The organism is Curtobacterium sp. MCLR17_034 (assembly GCF_003234485.1).
Lineage (GTDB): Bacteria > Actinomycetota > Actinomycetes > Actinomycetales > Microbacteriaceae > Curtobacterium > Curtobacterium flaccumfaciens.
In genome coordinates this window covers 14,628-30,409 of sequence record NZ_QKTH01000012.1, presented here as the reverse complement: position 1 = coordinate 30,409, position 15,782 = coordinate 14,628, and the positions used below count along the sequence as shown (strand labels likewise).

Annotated in this window: 11 protein-coding genes; 3 read left to right on the top strand and 8 right to left on the bottom strand. The window is 72.4% G+C overall.

The features are described 5' to 3' along the window. Positions 1–149 precede the first annotated feature (149 nt). Positions 150–1,193, top strand: a complete 1,044-nt coding sequence (locus DEI98_RS12590) for an MBL fold metallo-hydrolase (protein WP_181438032.1) — start codon at positions 150–152, stop codon at positions 1,191–1,193. A 21-nt stretch (positions 1,194–1,214) separates the two neighbouring features. Here the strand turns inward: DEI98_RS12590 and DEI98_RS12585 are convergent, their stop codons facing one another. The 4 genes from DEI98_RS12585 to DEI98_RS12565 all read right to left on the bottom strand — a co-directional run bounded on the left by DEI98_RS12585 (position 1,215) and on the right by DEI98_RS12565 (position 6,752). After that, on the bottom strand, positions 1,215–1,847 hold the full coding sequence (locus DEI98_RS12585; protein WP_111047389.1) for an FMN-dependent NADH-azoreductase: 633 nt from the start codon (positions 1,845–1,847) through the stop codon (positions 1,215–1,217). Between the two features lie 141 nt (positions 1,848–1,988). After that, a complete protein-coding gene (locus tag DEI98_RS12580; RefSeq protein ID WP_111100908.1) occupies positions 1,989–3,572 on the bottom strand; it encodes a putative Ig domain-containing protein in 1,584 nt (527 codons plus the stop codon). A 253-nt stretch (positions 3,573–3,825) separates the two neighbouring features. Beyond that, positions 3,826–5,691, bottom strand: a complete 1,866-nt coding sequence (locus DEI98_RS12570) for a hypothetical protein (protein ID WP_111100907.1) — start codon at positions 5,689–5,691, stop codon at positions 3,826–3,828. Between the two features lie 158 nt (positions 5,692–5,849). Next, positions 5,850–6,752 (bottom strand): LysR substrate-binding domain-containing protein, encoded by a 903-nt coding sequence (locus tag DEI98_RS12565; RefSeq protein ID WP_111047392.1) that lies wholly within the window; start codon positions 6,750–6,752, stop codon positions 5,850–5,852. Positions 6,753–6,857: 105 nt separating this feature from the next. On the opposite strand from DEI98_RS12565, the gene DEI98_RS12560 reads away from it, so the two are divergent. Continuing rightward, positions 6,858–10,340, top strand: coding sequence for a bifunctional proline dehydrogenase/L-glutamate gamma-semialdehyde dehydrogenase (locus DEI98_RS12560; RefSeq protein WP_111100906.1), 3,483 nt, complete (start codon positions 6,858–6,860; stop codon positions 10,338–10,340). A gap of 112 nt (positions 10,341–10,452) precedes the next feature. Here DEI98_RS12560 and DEI98_RS12555 read toward each other — a convergent pair whose 3' ends face one another. Together DEI98_RS12555 and DEI98_RS12550 are read right to left on the bottom strand one after the other, a co-directional pair. After that, the gene (locus DEI98_RS12555) at positions 10,453–10,896 is read right to left on the bottom strand and encodes a thioesterase family protein (RefSeq protein ID WP_111100905.1); all 444 of its coding nucleotides are present in this window, start codon (positions 10,894–10,896) and stop codon (positions 10,453–10,455) included. Further along, positions 10,893–11,501 carry a QsdR family transcriptional regulator gene (locus DEI98_RS12550; RefSeq protein WP_071247243.1) on the bottom strand — a complete coding sequence of 203 codons (609 nt, stop codon included), beginning with the start codon at positions 11,499–11,501 and terminating at the stop codon, positions 10,893–10,895. Before DEI98_RS12550 ends, DEI98_RS12555 begins: the two co-directional genes overlap by 4 nt. Before the next feature lie 59 nt (positions 11,502–11,560). Between DEI98_RS12550 and DEI98_RS12545 the strand changes: the two genes are divergently transcribed. Further along, positions 11,561–12,742 (top strand): acyl-CoA dehydrogenase family protein, encoded by a 1,182-nt coding sequence (locus tag DEI98_RS12545; RefSeq protein WP_111100904.1) that lies wholly within the window; start codon positions 11,561–11,563, stop codon positions 12,740–12,742. Between the two features lie 39 nt (positions 12,743–12,781). On the opposite strand, the gene DEI98_RS12540 is transcribed toward DEI98_RS12545, so the two are convergent. Continuing rightward, positions 12,782–14,860, bottom strand: a complete 2,079-nt coding sequence (locus DEI98_RS12540; protein WP_111100903.1) for an alpha/beta fold hydrolase — start codon at positions 14,858–14,860, stop codon at positions 12,782–12,784. Then, positions 14,857–15,753 (bottom strand): patatin-like phospholipase family protein, encoded by an 897-nt coding sequence (locus DEI98_RS12535; RefSeq protein ID WP_110865090.1) that lies wholly within the window; start codon positions 15,751–15,753, stop codon positions 14,857–14,859. The genes DEI98_RS12540 and DEI98_RS12535 overlap by 4 nt, the downstream gene beginning before the upstream one ends. Positions 15,754–15,782: the final 29 nt, after the last annotated feature.

Here is a 15,782-nt window from a genome sequence, read left to right as displayed (position 1 = left end):
TGCCTGGAGGCCCGTGCTCCGCCCGGCACGTGCGTTCGGTGAGCAGAAATGGTCGGGTCCAGTGCCCGCACCCGACCATTTCTGCTCACCATGCGTCGGGAGCAGGGCCGTCGCCGGGCAGGTCGGCGCGCGTCGGTAGGGTGGCCGTCGTGACGACCGTGCCCCCACCGGCAGCGCCGGCCCCGGAACCGATCAGCCCCGTGCAGGCCGCCGCGCTCCGCGACGGCGTCCTGCCACCCGTCGAGCAGGTCCGGCCGGGCATCTGGACCCTCGCGGTGCCGTTCCGGTTCGGGGTGCCCGACGCGACCCTCGTGTACGTCGTCGAGGCGGCGGACGGCTCGCTCGCGGTGATCGACCCCGGGTGGTCGGCCGACGGCGGGCTCGCCGAGCTGCGGGACGGGCTCGCCGCGATCGGACGGACCCTGGACGACGTGTCGCTCGTGGCCGTGACGCACCTGCACGCCGACCACCTGGGCGCCGCGGCGGCCATCCGACGGGCGACGGGTGCACGTGTGGCGATGCACGGCCTCGAGGTCCGTGCGCTCGAACGGGAACGCGCCGACGCCGAGCGGAACGACGCGGACATCGCGACGTGGGGGCTGCCCGAGCACCTGCAGGCCGGGGTCGTCGAGGCGTGGGGCAGCGGACGCCGGATCGGGATGGGCCGGATCGAGGCGCCGTACGCGGACGTGCTGCTCGGGGACGGCGACCTGCTGCCGATCCCCGGTCGGACGATCCGCACGCTGTGGACCCCGGGGCACACGAGCGGGCACGTGTGCTTCCTCGACGAGGCCGACGGGCTGCTGTTCTCCGGCGACCACGTGCTGCCGCGGATCAACTCCGGCATCGGGCTCGGCGGCCGGACCGGGACGAATCCGCTCGGCGACTACCTGGCGTCGCTCGCGCGGCTCGACCCGTACGCCGACCTCGAGGTCTGCCCGGGCCACGAGTACCGGTTCCGGGACGTCGTCACCCGCGCGCAGACCCTGGCTCGGCACCGGGAGGAACGCTCGCGCCACGTTGCCGCGGCCCTCGACGCACTGGACCGTCCGACGCTGTTCGAGGTCGCCGCCCGGGTGCCCTTCAGCGGCGGGATCGAGTCGATGACCGGGTTCCTGCTCGCGAGCGCGCTGACGCAGACGGCCTTCCACGCGGAGCTGCTCGGGCGGGCCGACGAGGTGCGACCCGCCTGACGAGCGCCGCAGCCGCGCGGGTCAGCCGAGTGTCGTCGCCAGGCGCTCGATCGTCGTCTTCGCGTCGGCGAACTCCGCGGCGGCGTGGTCGGCCAGCGGTGCGAGGTCCGGCAGCCGGTCGGCCAGGGTCGCGCTGACGGTGATCGGGTACAGCTTCATGCCGAGCGCGGTGCCGAGCACGATGTGCAGGACGGGGGAGCCGTGGTCCCAGCCCTCGGTCGGGGTGCCGGCGTCGTAGGTGGCGCCGCGGCTCACCACGGTGACGACAGGGCGTCCGGCCAGGGGCTGCACGCCGCCGGTCAGGATGCCGGGCACGTGGATGCGGTCGATCCAGGCCTTCAGGGTCGACGGCACGGTGTAGTTGTACAGCGGCGCACCCACCACGACGACGTCGGCGGCCAGGAGCTCGTCGATGACCTCTTGACGAAGGGCCTCGGCCTCGGGCGCGACGGTCTCCTCGGCGGTGCGGTCGGCGGCGGCCCAGTGCAGCGCCGAGCTCTCCAGGTGGGGGAGCTGGTCGACGTGCAGGTCCCGTCGGACGACCGTGTACTCCGGGCCGCGGGCGCGCCAGGCGTCGGCGAAGGCCGCGGTCAGTGCGCGCGAGCGGGAGTGGGACAGGTCGGCCGAGGAGTCGATGTGCAGCAGCGTGGGCATGTCGCCAACGCTACCGGCGCGGACCCGGCCGGGCGCGGATGCGAAACGGCCCCGCCTGCTCCGGTGGAGGAGCAGGCGGGGCCGTCACGGGCCTCCCGTCCACCGCGCGGGCACGCGACGGACGGGAGACGTCTCAGGGTGTCAGCGCTGGGCGCGACGACGACGCGCGAAGCGGGCGCCGATGAGGCCGGCACCGGCGACGAGCAGGCCCAGGGCCCACGGCAGCGCGTCGGTGGTGTCCGAGCCGGTGTAGGCGAGCTGCCCGCCGGTGTTGACCGGGGCGACCGGGGCCGCTGCCGGCGCGACCGGGGTCGGGTCGGCGATACCGGCGACCGCGGTCGGCTGGACATCCACGGCGAACGTCGTGCTGAACGAACCGAACGCGACGGACAGGTTGTGCACCGAGGCGTGCGGGAAGGTGACGCCGACGACGCCGAAGTCACCGAGCTCGGGGTCCGGAGCGATCACGTCGCTGGCGATGTCCGACGTGACGGTCGGCAGGACCGTCTCGTCCTCGTCGGCCAGGATGTCGTTGCCGTACCGGTCGACGAGCCCGCCCTGCACGACGAGCGTGCCGCCCTGCTTCACGGTCGGACGACCGCCGTCGGTGAACACGACGGAGAAGGAGTCATCGGTGGACTCGGCGTCGACCGTGTAGACCGAGCCGTCGGGCGCGATGACCCACGACCGCTGCTTCTCGGCTTCCAGCTGCGAACGGTCGATCGTGTAGACCTGCACGCCGAGCGGTGCGCCGGCCTCGACGGTGAGCGAGACGTACTGGGTGACGGACTCGGTGCCGCTGGTCGCCGTGACGGCGAAGGTCCAGTCCCACGCCTCGGTCGTGACGCCGCTGAGCTCACCGGTCGACGCGTCGAAGGTGAGGCCGTCGGGGAGCTGGTCCGCGGGGGACATCTCGTCCTCGGGGTACTCCTCCGCGTACTCGGCGTCGTCCTCGTCGAACCAGGCGAGGCTGTACTTCGGCTCCGGGAAGCCCTGCGCACGGAAGGTGTGCGAGAAGGCGTCACCGGCGGCTGTGCTCAGCTCGAGCGGGCTGTCCTGCGTGGCACCGGCCTTGGTGGGCTGGCCGTCCTCACCGAGGAACGCCGGGGTCTGCGTCACGGCGGCGGTGGCCTCGGACTCGACCGTGGAGGTCTCGGTCGCGCCGGGCAGCGTGCCCGTGACGGCGACCGTGATGGTCTTGCGGACGTCGGTCGGGTCGACGACGTAGCTCGCGGCCTTCGACAGGACGTTGCCGTCCTGGTCGGTCCAGGAGTACTTGTACCCCGCCTCGTCGTCGAAGCCGGTGACGACGGCGACGAGTCGGGTGCCGACCTTGGCCGTGCCCTCGATGGTGACGGCGGCGTCGGCGGCCTTGGCCGTGACGTCCGGCTTCGGGGTCTCGGTCGGCTTCGGAGCCTCGGTGGCGGCCGGCGCGGTGGTCTCCGGCGCGGCGGGCTCGGTGGCCTCGGGGGTGGGCGCCGGGGCTTCCTCGGCCGGAGCCGGGGTCTCGGGCGCGGTCTCGACGGGCGGGTCCGTCGGCGTCGGCGTCTCGTCGGAGACGACCGGAGCGGGCGTCTCGGCGGCCACGATCGGCTGCGTGGTGTCGAGCGTCTCGGCGTTGGCGGCCGTCGCGGTCATGATGCCGAGGCCGGTGGTCAGGCCGACCAGGGCGACGGTGGTGCCGACGGCGCAGGCGCGACGGACGGTGGAGGTGCTGCGGTGCACGGGATCCCCCAGGGATTCGGTCCGGGCTCATCGCCCAGATCATGTGAATTTGCCGAGAATGTCGGCGTTCTCGGATCGTAGCGGGATGAGGTTGCCGGGCTGTGACGATTCACCGGAATGTGACCCGGGTTGGGGGTGCGTGCGGGAAACCGCCGGACCCCCGCACGCCCGGCGCGCCCTGTGGGCGTGGGAGGACGGACGGGAGGCGCGGTGCGGGCCCGCACCGCGCCTCCCGTCCGTCCGGGGCCGCGTCTCAGGCGCGACGGCGACGCAGCCGGTGGACCAGCAGACCGCCGCCGGCGGCGAGCAGGCCCAGCGCCCACGCGAGCGGCCCGGAGGCGTCAGCGCCCGTGTAGGCGAGGTGCCCACCGCCGCCGGCCGTCGGGGTCGTGTCGCCGACGGTCGCGACCGACGGCCGCACGTCCACGTCGAACGTGGTCGAGACGTCACCGAGGGCGACCGTGATGGTGTGCGGCGAGGCGCGCGGGAACCGGACGCGGGGCTCCCACTCGCCGTACGGCAGCGTCACTTCGTCGCTGGCCACGCTGCTCGTCACGACGGGCTGCGCGCCGTCGGACTCCTTCGTGCTGTTCCCGAAGGCGTCGAGGGCCGTCACCCGGACGACCATCGTCGCCCCCTGGGCCACCGGGACGGCGTCGACCGGGATCGACTTCGGGCTCTCCGCGAAGATCTCGCGCAGGCCCTCGGCGTCGCGGAGCCACCCCTTCGGTGACCCGATCGTGCCGACGAGCAGGCTGAGTTCCTCCGTCGCGGCGGGACGGATGGACAGGTGGACGTACTGGGTGGCAGCGCGGGACCCGTTCATCGCCATGACCTGGAAGTCGTACTCGCCGGCCACCGTCGGGGCGCCGCTCAGGACCCCGCTCGTGTCGCCGACGGCGAGGCCGAGCGGTGCGATCGGGTGTTCGTTGCCCGGGACGGGGAACGCCGTCGGGCCGGTCAGCAGGACGTAGTGCAGCTCCGTCGACGACCCCGTCGCGGTGAAGGTGCGCTCGATCTGCTCGCCCGCGGTGGTCTCGATGCGGATGGGTGACTCGGGCGTCGAGGGTTCGGTGAACGTGATGGTGTCCGGGGCGGCGGGCTCGTCGGTGTCCTCGGCGCCGACCACGACCACGACCTCGAACGACGTGGAGACGCCCCCTTCGGAGACCGTCACGGTCCGGGTGCCGGTGCCGCCGAAGGTCACGGTGTTCGAGGAGTCCCCGTCGTTCCACACCGCCGAGTCGGAGTCGTCCGTGCTCGTGACCGTCGACCGGGGGTAGTCCGGACCCGGCGTGGTCCGGTTGCCGTACGCGTCGACCGCGAGGCCGGCGAGCGTGAGCGGGGTGTCCTCGGCGACGGGGATGCTCGGCACGATGCGGACGCGGCCCTGACCGGCGGCCTGTTCCCAGATCGTGCCGTCGGTCTCGACCTGCCACAGCCCGTTGTAGTCGGGGGTGGCGACGCCGAACGTCACGCCCACGGGGTCACCGGGTGCGACCGTCAGCTCGACGTACTGGGTGATGTCGGTCGAGCCGCTCAGGGCGACGACCTGGAACCGGAAGGTCCCGGCCTCCTTCGGGTCGCCGCTCAGGACACCGGTGTCGACGTTGACCCAGTAGTCGGAGGACGGGGCGTCCTGGATGGCGTAGCCGACGGTGCCGTCGCCGCCGGTGGTCTCGAAGGTGCGTGTGAAGGGCGTGCCGCTGGTGGCGGTGAGCTCGATCGGGTCCTCGGCGGTCGACGGTTCCGTGAAAGCGAGGTCGCTGCCGTCGTCGGCCGCGGGTGCCGCGGGTGCCGCAGGTGTCGTCGGTGTCGCCGGTGCGGCGGGTGCCGTGGGCTCTGGTGCCGCCGTTTCCGGGACCGCAGTCGGCGTCGTGCCGGTGGACGGGCCTCCCGGCTGCTCGTCGGTGTCGACCGTCGTGACGGGCGCGGCGGGCTCGGCCGGCGTACCGGGCTCGGCCGGCGTACCGGGTGTCGCCGTGCTCGTGGCGGTCGTGGGCTCGGCCGCGACGGCGGTCGCGGCGCCGATGCCGAACGCCGACGACGCAGTGACGATGGCGACGGCTGCGCCGATGGCAGCGACACGTCGTGTGGTGGAGGTGCAGGGCTGGTTCATGGGATCCCCCTCGGATGCCGGTCGGGGCACCGGGAGGTGCCCTCATCCAGGAGATGTCTGCGTCGACGAGATCCTGACGGATGCCCAGGTCTCGATCCGGTCACGGCGCTGGACGGCACGCGCTCGATCGCGTGTGCGCTGGCTGGCGCGCCGGCGGATCAGTCGCCGACGGCCGCCGCCGCACGCTCGAGCGCGTCACGGAGTGCGCGGACCGCCGGGGACGACGACCCCGCGGACCGCACCACGGTGAAGATCGTGCGTCGGGGGCCCTCCGGCAGCTCGAGCAGTCGACAGGTCGTCGTCCGGCCGGTCCACATCAGGTCCGGCATCAGGCTCACCGCGTTGCCGGACTCGACCAGGCGGATCTGCGTCTGCAGGTCGGCGGTCTCGTACCGGACGTCGGGCTCGAAACCCCAGCGCCGACAGACCTGTTCCGCGAAGTGCCGCGACGCGGTGCCGCGGGGCTCCATCACCCAGGGCATGGTGCGGGCGTCCTCGAGCGACGACACCGGGCGCAGGGCCGTGTCGAGCGGGGGCAGGGCGAGCCGGACGGCGTCGGTCGTCAGGTCGGAGCGGTCGAGCCCGGGCAGGTGCGGAGCGGCGTGCGCCGGGTACTGCTCGGCGATGACCATGTCGAAGTCACGGGCCCACGTCTCGTTCAGTGCGGTCTCCGGTTCCCGCTGGACCATCTCGACCCGGACGTCGGGGTGTTCCGTGGCCATCTCGTGCAGGGCGCTCGGCATCAGGGCGAGGGCCGCGGACTGGAACACCGCGACCCGGACGCGGCCCTGCACGGACGACAGGGTGTCCTCGACCTGTGACTGCGCGTGCTCGAGGACGTCGAGCACCTGGCCCGCCGCGGCCACCAGCACCTCGGCCTGCGGGGTGAGCTGGAGCCGACGCCCGGCCTTGCGGAGGAGCTGCACGCCGGCCTCCCGCTCCAGGGCGCTCAGCTGCTGCGAGACCGCCGACGGGGTGAAGTTCACGGCCTCGGCGACGGCCGCGATCGTGCCGCGGATGGACAGCTCACGGAGGAGCACGAGACGGCGGACGTCGAGCATGGTCCGACGCTAGCCGGATCAGGACCGGAACGGTAGCGCAACTGAACGGTATCCATCAGGAACGCTCACTTCCGCTACCGCATCCCCGACCTCCACACTGAACCCATGACGACGCTGCACGAGGACTCCGCCATCGACCACGACGCCCTGGCGGACCAGTCCGTCGCGCTCGTCCGACAGTGGCTCGCCGAGGCCGAGACCTACCCGGTCGACGGCTCGGCGAAGCAGCTCGCCGGCGTGCTCGCCGACCCCGCCGGACTCGACTTCGCCGTCGGGTTCGTCGACGGGGTCGTGCGACCGGAAGACCTCGCCGTCGCCGCCCGCAAGCTCCGCCAGATCGCCCCCGACGCCCCCGGGTTCCTGCCCGCCGCGCTCCGCGGACTCGTCCGGCTCGGCGGCGGCATGGCCCCGATGCTGCCGAACGTCGTGGTCCCCATCGCTCGACGCGTCCTCCGGAACATGGTCGGCCACCTGATCGTCGACGCCACCGACTCCAAGCTCGGCCCGGCCATCGCCGGCATCAAGCGCGACGGCGTCCGCCTCAACGTCAACCTGCTCGGCGAGGCCGTCCTGGGCGAGCGCGAAGCCGCCCGCCGACTCGAGGGCACGCACAAGCTCCTGGCCCGCGACGACGTCGACTACGTCTCCATCAAGGTGTCCTCGACGGTGCACCCGCACTCGCCGTGGGCGTTCGGCCACGCGGTGGACGACATCGTCGAGCAGCTCCGACCGCTCTTCCAGCGTGCCGCACACGCCACCCCGGCCAAGTTCATCAACCTCGACATGGAGGAGTACAAGGACCTCGACCTCACCATCGCGGTCTTCACGAAGCTCCTCGACGAGCCCGAGTTCCTCGGCCTCGAAGCCGGCATCGTGCTGCAGGCGTACCTGCCCGACGCGCTCGCCGCGATGCAGGAGCTGCAGGAGTGGTCCGCCGCCCGCCGTGCCCGCGGTGGTGCCGGCATCAAGGTCCGTCTGGTCAAGGGCGCGAACCTGCCGATGGAGCAGGTCGAGGCCTCGGTCCACGGCTGGCCGCTCGCCACCTGGCACACCAAGCAGGACTCGGACACCAACTACAAGCGCGTGCTCGACTGGGCGCTCACCCCATCGCGCGTCGAGAACGTCCGCGTCGGTGTCGCCGGGCACAACCTGTTCGACGTCGCGCACGCCTGGCTGCTCGCCGGTGAACGCGGCGTGCGGGACGGCATCGAGTTCGAGATGCTGCTCGGCATGGCGCAGGGTCAGGCATCGGCCGTGAAGAACACCGTCGGTTCGCTCCTGCTCTACACGCCGGTCGTGCACCCGGGCGAGTTCGACGTCGCGATCGCCTACCTGATCCGCCGTCTCGAAGAGGGCGCGTCGCAAGACAACTTCATGTCCGCGGTCTTCTCGCTGGTGTCCTCGCCGCCGCTGTTCGCCCGTGAAGAGGAGCGCTTCCGCGCCTCCCTGGTGCCGCTCGCGACGCCCGAGGGCCTCGAAGCACCGGCCTCACACCGGGTCGCCGACCGCTACGCCGCCGTCGGCCGCCCCGGCCCCGGCCACTTCGAGAACACCCCGGACAGTGACCCCTCGGTCGGCGCCGTCCGCGCCTGGGGCGACGCCATCACCGCACGGGTCGCCTCGTCGACGCTCGGCGTCCGCGCCGTCCAGGAGGCCCGGGTCGACTCCGCCACGGCCCTCGACTCCGCGCTCGGCCGCGCCAGGGCCGCCGGTGCGGTCTGGGGGACCTGGTCCGGTGGTGCGCGTGGTGCCGTGCTGCACGCCGTCGGCGACGCACTCGAGGCGAACCGCGCTGCGCTCATCGAGGTCATGGCGTCGGAGACCGGCAAGACCATCGACCAGGCCGACCCCGAGGTGTCCGAGGCGATCGACTTCGCGCACTTCTACGGCACCCTGGCGTCCTCGCTCGACGACGTCGACGGCGCCACCTTCACGCCCGCTGCGCTGACCCTGGTCGCGCCGCCGTGGAACTTCCCCGTCGCGATCCCCGCCGGATCGACCCTCGCCGCGCTGGCGGCCGGGTCCGCCGTCGTGCTGAAGCCCGCGCCGCCCGCCGAGCGCTCCGGCGCCGTGCTCGCCTCGATCATCGAGACCGCGCTCGACGCCCACGGGGCCCCGGCCGACGTGCTCGCGTTCCTGCAGGTGTCGGAGAACGACCTCGGGCAGCAGCTCATCGCGTCCCCGATGGTCGACCAGGTCATCCTCACCGGTGCGTACGAGACGGCCGAGCTGTTCCGCTCGTTCCGCCCCGACCTGCCGCTGCTCGCCGAGACCTCGGGCAAGAACGCCGTGATCGTCACGCCGTCGTCCGACCTCGACCTCGCCGTGAAGGACGTCGTCGCGTCAGCGTTCGGACACGCCGGCCAGAAGTGCTCGGCCGCGTCCCTCGTCGTCATGGTCGGCTCGGTCGCGAAGTCGAAGCGCTTCCGGAACCAGCTGCTCGACGCGGTGGCCTCGCTCACGGTGGGGTACCCGACCGACGCCGCGACGCAGATGGGTCCCGTCATCGAGCCGGCCTCGGGCAAGCTGCTCGACGGCCTGACGAAGCTCGGCGCGGGGGAGTCCTGGGCCGTCGAGCCGAAGCAGCTCGACGAGACCGGCAAGCTCTGGAGCCCGGGTGTCCGACAGGGCGTCCGCCGCGGCTCGGAGTTCCACCGCACCGAGTACTTCGGCCCGATCCTCGGCATGATGACCGCGGACTCGCTCGACGAGGCGATCGACATCGTGAACGAGGTCGACTACGGCCTGACCTCGGGCCTGCACTCGCTCGACCCGGTCGAGATCGGCACGTGGCTGTCGCGGATCCAGGCGGGCAACCTCTACGTCAACCGCGGCATCACGGGCGCCATCGTCCGGCGTCAGCCGTTCGGCGGGTGGAAGAAGTCGGCCGTGGGCGCCGGCACGAAGGCGGGTGGGCTGAACTACCTGCTCGGGCTCGGATCATGGACGCCCGCACCGGCGACCGCTGCGTCCGGTGTCGCCGTGTCGGGTCCGGTCTCGGCGTTCGCCCGGGCTGCCGAGGTCACTTCGCCGGTGCTCGACCGTGCGCTGGCGTCCGACGAGCAGGCGTGGTCGACGCTGTTCGGCACCGCGACCGACGTCTCGGCGCTCTCCGCCGAGCGGAACATCGCCCGGTACCTGCCGTTCCCGTCGGTGCAGGTGCGGCTGGCCGCGGTTGCCGACTCGGACACGGACGCTGAGGCCTCGGTGGTCGAGCTCGTCCGCGTCGTCGCCGCAGCGCTCCGTGCCGGCACGACGATCGAGGTCTCCACGGCCGCGACGCTGCCGTCCTCCGTCGCCGCGGCGATCCGTTCGCTGCCGATCGTCCGCTCGCTGTCGCAGACGGTGTCCGACGAGGCCTTCGCCAGCTCGGTCGCCTCAGGGCCGTCGACCCGGGTGCGGCTCATCGGTGGTGACACCTCGGCGCTGTACTCGGCCGTCGGTGGTCGTCCGGACGTCGCGGTCTACGGAGGCCCCGTGACCGAGGCCGGTCGGCTCGAGATCCTGCCCTTCGTCCGCGAGCAGGCGGTGTCCATCACGGCGCACCGCTTCGGCACGCCGAACCACCTGACCGACGACCTGATCTGACCCCGGATCGCGGCGCTGGCGTTCGGGTCCAGCGCCGCTTGCACAGCCGAAGTGCCCCCGAACCGCGCGATCGCGTGGTTCGGGGGCACTTCGGTTGTGCGGAGAGTCCCGGTCAGTCGGCGACGGCGGGCTGCTGCGCGATCATCGAGCCGGTCACGAGCTCTCGGAGCTCGGTGGGCAGGGGGATCGGTCGGCGGGCGCCCTCGCGGTCGATGATGACGTGCACGAACTCACCCGTGGCGAGCAGGGCGCCGTCGGACTGCCGGAACAGGCCGAACTCCCACGACAGGCTCGTGGTGCCGAGGTGCTTCGAGCGCATCCCGACCTCGATGACGTCCGGCCAGACGGCGGACTCGACGAACCGGCAGCTCGACGACACCAGCACGGCGATCCACTCCGACGAGAACGGGTCGAGCCCGGCGGCCTCGCGGAACCAGTACGTCGACGCGTTGTCCATCGCCGAGTAGTAGATCGTGTTGTTGACGTGCCCGAACATGTCGTTGTCGTTCCACCGGGTGGGGTAGGAGCGGCGGAACGGGTACTCGTCGATGGTCATCGGTCTCCGATCGGTGGTGCGGGTGTGGCGTGCACCGCGTCGGGCCGCAGGACGTACTCGAACGCCGCACGGGCCCGGTCGGGATCAGGGGTCTCACCGGAGATGAACTCGGCGTAGGTGAACGACTCGGAGATCCGGACGAGCAGCCGTGCGAGCTCCTCAGCCGACAACGGTGCCGGATCGAACGTACCGGACGACTCCTGCTGCTCGATGAGAGCGGTCACCCGGGCGACGAACCGGCTCTGCACGTCGCTGTCCGAGGTGGTGAGCAGACGCATCGCCCGAGCGGGTTCGCGCGTCAGGAACGCCCGGAAGTACGGGGCGTCGATCAGGTCGGCGGTGAACCGGTCGAGCACGACGACGAGCCGGGCTGCTCCGGTGGCCCCGATCTCGTCGGCGGCGTGAGTGGCTCCGTCGAGGGTCGGGACTGCGAGGGACCACAGGATCTCGGACAGCAACCGGTCACGGTTGCCGACCCAGCGGAACAGCGACGTGCGGTCGACGCCGAGTGCAGCAGCCAACGCCCCCATGTCGATCCGCGAGCCGGCGATGAAGGTGTGACGGGCCTCCCGGAAGGCGCGCAGCGCAGAGTCTGATGTGTACACGCGATCCTCTCTTGCAACGTTTTCGAGAATGATGCATCGTGGTTCCCATGTCAACGACGATGCCCGCGACGCCCCTGCTCGAATCGGACTTCTACGGCTTCCAGCAACAGCTCACCGAGCAGGAGCGCGCGTCGCTCGGGCAGCTCCGGCAGTACCTCGAGCGCGAGGTCGCGCCCATCGCCGACGCGTACTGGGCGCGCGCCGAGTTCCCGATGCAGGTCATCGCGCCGCTCGCCGAGCTCGGCATGTACGGGCCGGGCGTCCCGCTCGTGCGGCAGTTCGAGAACTCGGCCGTGTACCGCGGCTGGGCGGCCCTCGAACTCGGACGCGTGGACGCGAGCGTCGCCACCTTCATCGGCGTGCAGTCCGGCCTGGCGATGAACTCGATCGCGGTCGCCGGCAGTGACGAACAGCAGCGCGAGTGGCTGCCCCGCATGGCTGCGGGTGAGATCGTCGGGGCGTTCGGGCTCACCGAGCCGTACTCCGGCAGTGACTCCGCGAAGGGTCTGCGCACCACCGCCCGGCGCGAGGGCGACGAGTGGGTGCTCGACGGCGAGAAGCGCTGGATCGGCAACGCCACCTTCGCCGACGTCGTCGTGATCTGGGCGAAGGACGTCGCCGACGGCCAGGTCAAGGGGTTCCTGGTCACCACCGACACCGCGGGCTTCACCGCGACGAAGATCGAGGACAAGATCGCGCTGCGCGGCGTGCAGAACGCCGACATCGTCATGCACGACGTCCGGGTGCCCGAGTCGCGCCGGTTGCAGAACGCGACGTCGTTCCGCTCCACCGCCGAGGTGCTCCGACTGACCCGCACCGAGGTCGCCTGGCAGGCCGTCGGCATCGCGGTCGGGGCGTACGAGGCCGCGTTGGCCTACGCCCGCGAGCGGATCCAGTTCGGCAAGCCGATCGCCGCCCACCAGCTCGTGCAGGACCTGCTCGTCAAGTCGCTGTCGAACATCACGGCCTCGATCGCACTGTGCACGCAAGCCTCGGCCATGCAGGACGCCGGGGTCGGTGGTGACGAGCACTCGGCGATGGCCAAGGCGTTCGCCACCGCGAAGATGCGGGAGACCGTCGCCTGGTGCCGCGAAGTACAGGGCGGCAACGGCATCGTGCTCGACAAGGGCGTGGCCCGGTTCTTCGCCGATGCCGAGGCGATCTACTCGTACGAGGGCACGCGCGAGGTCAACACCCTGATCGTCGGGCGGGCGATCACCGGGCAGGCCGCGTTCGTCTAGCGGCCCACCCGGCTCGCCCCGGTTCGCCGGGCGGGTGCGCTACCCGAGCAGCGCCGGCCGCTCCCACTCCTGGTCGAGCACGTGCTGCCCGAGGAACGCGAACACCGTCTCGTACCAGACCACGGCGTGCTGCGGGGCGAGTACCCAGTGGTTCTCGTCCGGGAAGTACAGGAACCGGTGCGGCATCGTGCCGTCCGGTGCCGCGTGGTGCTCCGCGAGTTCGGACCAGAGCCGCAGCCCCTCGCCGATCGGCACCCGGTAGTCCTTGTCGCCGTGGATGACGAGCATCGGTGACGTGATCTCGGCCACGAACCGGTGCGGGTCGTTCGCCGCGATCCCCTCGGCGTCGAAGATCGACGACCAGTACTGCGACGAGTCCGTCGTGCCGTTGAACTGGTCGAGCGCCCACAGGCTCGCGTGGGTGACGATCGCCCGGAACCGGTCGGTGTGCCCGGCGACCCAGTTCGCCATGTACCCGCCGAACGACCCGCCCATCGCGGCGGTGCGGGTCGCGTCGATGTCCGCCCGCGCCTCGACCACGTCGGTGATCGCCATCAGGTCGGTGTACGGCGCCTGGCCCCAGGCGTTCCAGCCACGGTTCACGAAGTCGAGCCCGTAGCCGGTGGACAGCGCGGGGTCCGGCAGCAGCACGGCGTACCCGCGGGCTGCGAGCAGCATCGGGTTCCAGCGCCAGGACCACTGGTTCCACGAGTTGAGCGGTCCGCCGTGGATCCACAGGACGAGCGGGTGCGGCCCCTCACCCTCGGGCACGACCAGCCAGCCGCGCACGCGGGCGCCGTCGGCTGCGGTCGTCTCGACCTCTTCCAGGTGGGCGGGCACGTCCGGCAGGGGCGCTGGCGTCGCCAACGGGGTCACCGTGCCGTCCGTCGCGATCCGCACCGGGTGCAGCGGGGCCGCCCAGGAGGCCCGGAGCGCCACGACCACGCCCGTCGCCGCCGCGACGCGCAGGCTCGAGTACGCCCAGTCGTCGTGCGTCAGCTGCTCGACGGCGCCGCCGTCGAGGGGGATGCGGAAGACCGGCGCGCGGCCGTCCTGGTCGGCGATCGCCAGGAGCGCGCGGTCGCCGTGCTCGAACACGAGTTCGCTCGGCCAGCGGTCCCAGTCGGTCGCGACACGGCGGGCGTCGGAGCCGTCGATGCCGGCGACCCAGACCTCCTGCTGGTTCGCGCCGGCCGGTGTGGAGCGGACGGCGCGGACCCAGGCGATCGTCCGGCCGTCGTGGCTGAGCGCCGACATCTCGTGGTCGACGTCGACGTCGTCGAACAGCACCGTGCGGTGGCCGCTGGACAGATCGATGGTGACGAGCGTCGAGCGGTCCCCACGGGCCTCCCGGACGCCGACGGATGCCAGCAGGACCGAGCCGTCGGGCGTGAGCGCCCCGCTGACGTGGTCGAGCGAGCGGCCGGGGGCCGGTGTGCGGTCGACGGGCTGGACGGGCTCGGCGCTGGCGCCGACGGCGTCGCTGCCGGTGTCGCTGTCGCTGTCGGCGGTGTCGAGCGTCAGGACGTGCGTCTGGGCCGGGCCGAGGTCGTGGTCCCAGTACCGCACCGGGTAGGTCTCGTGCAGGATCGCGCGGACCTGCTTGTCCTTCCGGGTCTTCCGGAGCTCCGCGTCGGCCTCGAGCACGGTCGCGGGGTCGGAGCCGGCCCCCGGCAGCAGGTCGGCGGTCAGCGCGACGACGTCCGACGAGGCCGCTGTGGCCAGGACCCCACCCACGCCCCCGGCCAGGCGGGTGAGCGGACGTGCCTCGCCACCGGTCGCGGGCAGCACCCAGAGCTGGGCGGCCTCGAGGTCGGTGGCGTCGGCGTCGGGCCGGGCGGAGACGAAGAGCAGGTCGCCGGTGCGGGTGAAGGCGATGCCGCCCTCGCCCTTGGCCGAGCGCGTGAGGCGGACCGGGCGTGCGGCGGGTGTGCCGGCGTCGTCCGTGTCCTCGGCCGGGGCTGCTGGCACCTGCCAGATCGACCGGCGGTACCCGGTGCCGTCCGGGTCGATGGCACTGACCGTCAGGGCGACGCGGGTGCCGTCGGGGCTGATGTCGATGCCGTCGGCACGGGGGAGCGCGATGTACTGGTCGAGGTCGGAGAACGGGGTGCTCATGCGTGCACGCTCGCCAGGTCCTCGGCCCAGAAGGCGGCGACCTGCTCGGCGACCGCCGTGCCCTGGGCGTGGCCGGCCTCGGCCGACGGTGCCTGGGTGGCGAGCGAGAGCGAGTTCGTGCCGAAGGCCTGCTGGGACGCGCTGTCCGCCACCACGACCTCGACCGACGAACCGCCGGCCCGCAGGGTCTCGACGGCGACGTCGAGCCAGGGCCCGCACGGTGACGGGCCCTCGGGGCCGCAGGCGATGACGAGCACGCGCTCGTACCCGGCGGCGGCGTCGGCGTTCGTGCCCGAGCGGACACCACCGTCGACGTACGGGCGGCCGTCGATGGCGACCGGGGTCCAGACGAAGGGCACCGAGCAGCTGGCCGCGACCGCACGGGGGAGCGGCACGCCGTCGGCCGCCGTCAGCAGGCGGAAGGTGCCGTCGGTGGCGTCGACCGCGGTGACGGCGAGCGGCTTCTCCGGCCACTCGGTGGACGGGAGCGTCTCGCCGAAGGTCGCCGTCCGCTCGTCGTCGCTCTGCCCGCCGACGACCTGCTGGGCGGCCTGGCCGAGTCGAGCGCGGGCGTCCTGCTCGCCGGTCGCACCCTGCAGTGCTGCGCCGATGTGCTGCTGCACGGCCTCGACGTCGATGGGGGCCGGCTCTTCGTAGGTGGTCGGCGCCGGGGTGTGCTGCTGGTCGTAGGCCTGCTGGACGGCACCGTTCCGGACGAACGCGCCGACGACGCTGCCGGCGCTGGTGCCGACGACAAGGTCGGCGGCGTCGAGGTCGACGCCGGCTTCCTGCAGGGCGACGAGGACGCCGACTTCCCACGCGATGCCGGCGACACCTCCGCCACCGAGGACGAGGGCTCTGGATCCGGGAACGGGCGTGCTGACGTCGGTCATGGGTCCTGCTTACCAGCTGCGTGCGACGG

Bases quoted from the DNA above. Each gene is read 5' to 3' on its own strand.
- DEI98_RS12570 (WP_111100907.1), bottom strand. From the start codon at position 5,691: ATGAACCAGCCCTGCACCTCCACCACACGACGTGTCGCTGCCATCGGC.
- DEI98_RS12565 (WP_111047392.1), bottom strand. From the start codon at position 6,752: ATGCTCGACGTCCGCCGTCTCGTGCTCCTCCGTGAGCTGTCCATCCGC.
- DEI98_RS12535 (WP_110865090.1), bottom strand. From the start codon at position 15,753: ATGACCGACGTCAGCACGCCCGTTCCCGGATCCAGAGCCCTCGTCCTC.
- DEI98_RS12555 (WP_111100905.1), bottom strand. From the start codon at position 10,896: ATGACCATCGACGAGTACCCGTTCCGCCGCTCCTACCCCACCCGGTGG.
- DEI98_RS12560 (WP_111100906.1), top strand. From the start codon at position 6,858: ATGACGACGCTGCACGAGGACTCCGCCATCGACCACGACGCCCTGGCG.
- DEI98_RS12540 (WP_111100903.1), bottom strand. From the start codon at position 14,860: ATGAGCACCCCGTTCTCCGACCTCGACCAGTACATCGCGCTCCCCCGT.
- DEI98_RS12545 (WP_111100904.1), top strand. From the start codon at position 11,561: ATGCCCGCGACGCCCCTGCTCGAATCGGACTTCTACGGCTTCCAGCAA.
- DEI98_RS12585 (WP_111047389.1), bottom strand. From the start codon at position 1,847: ATGCCCACGCTGCTGCACATCGACTCCTCGGCCGACCTGTCCCACTCC.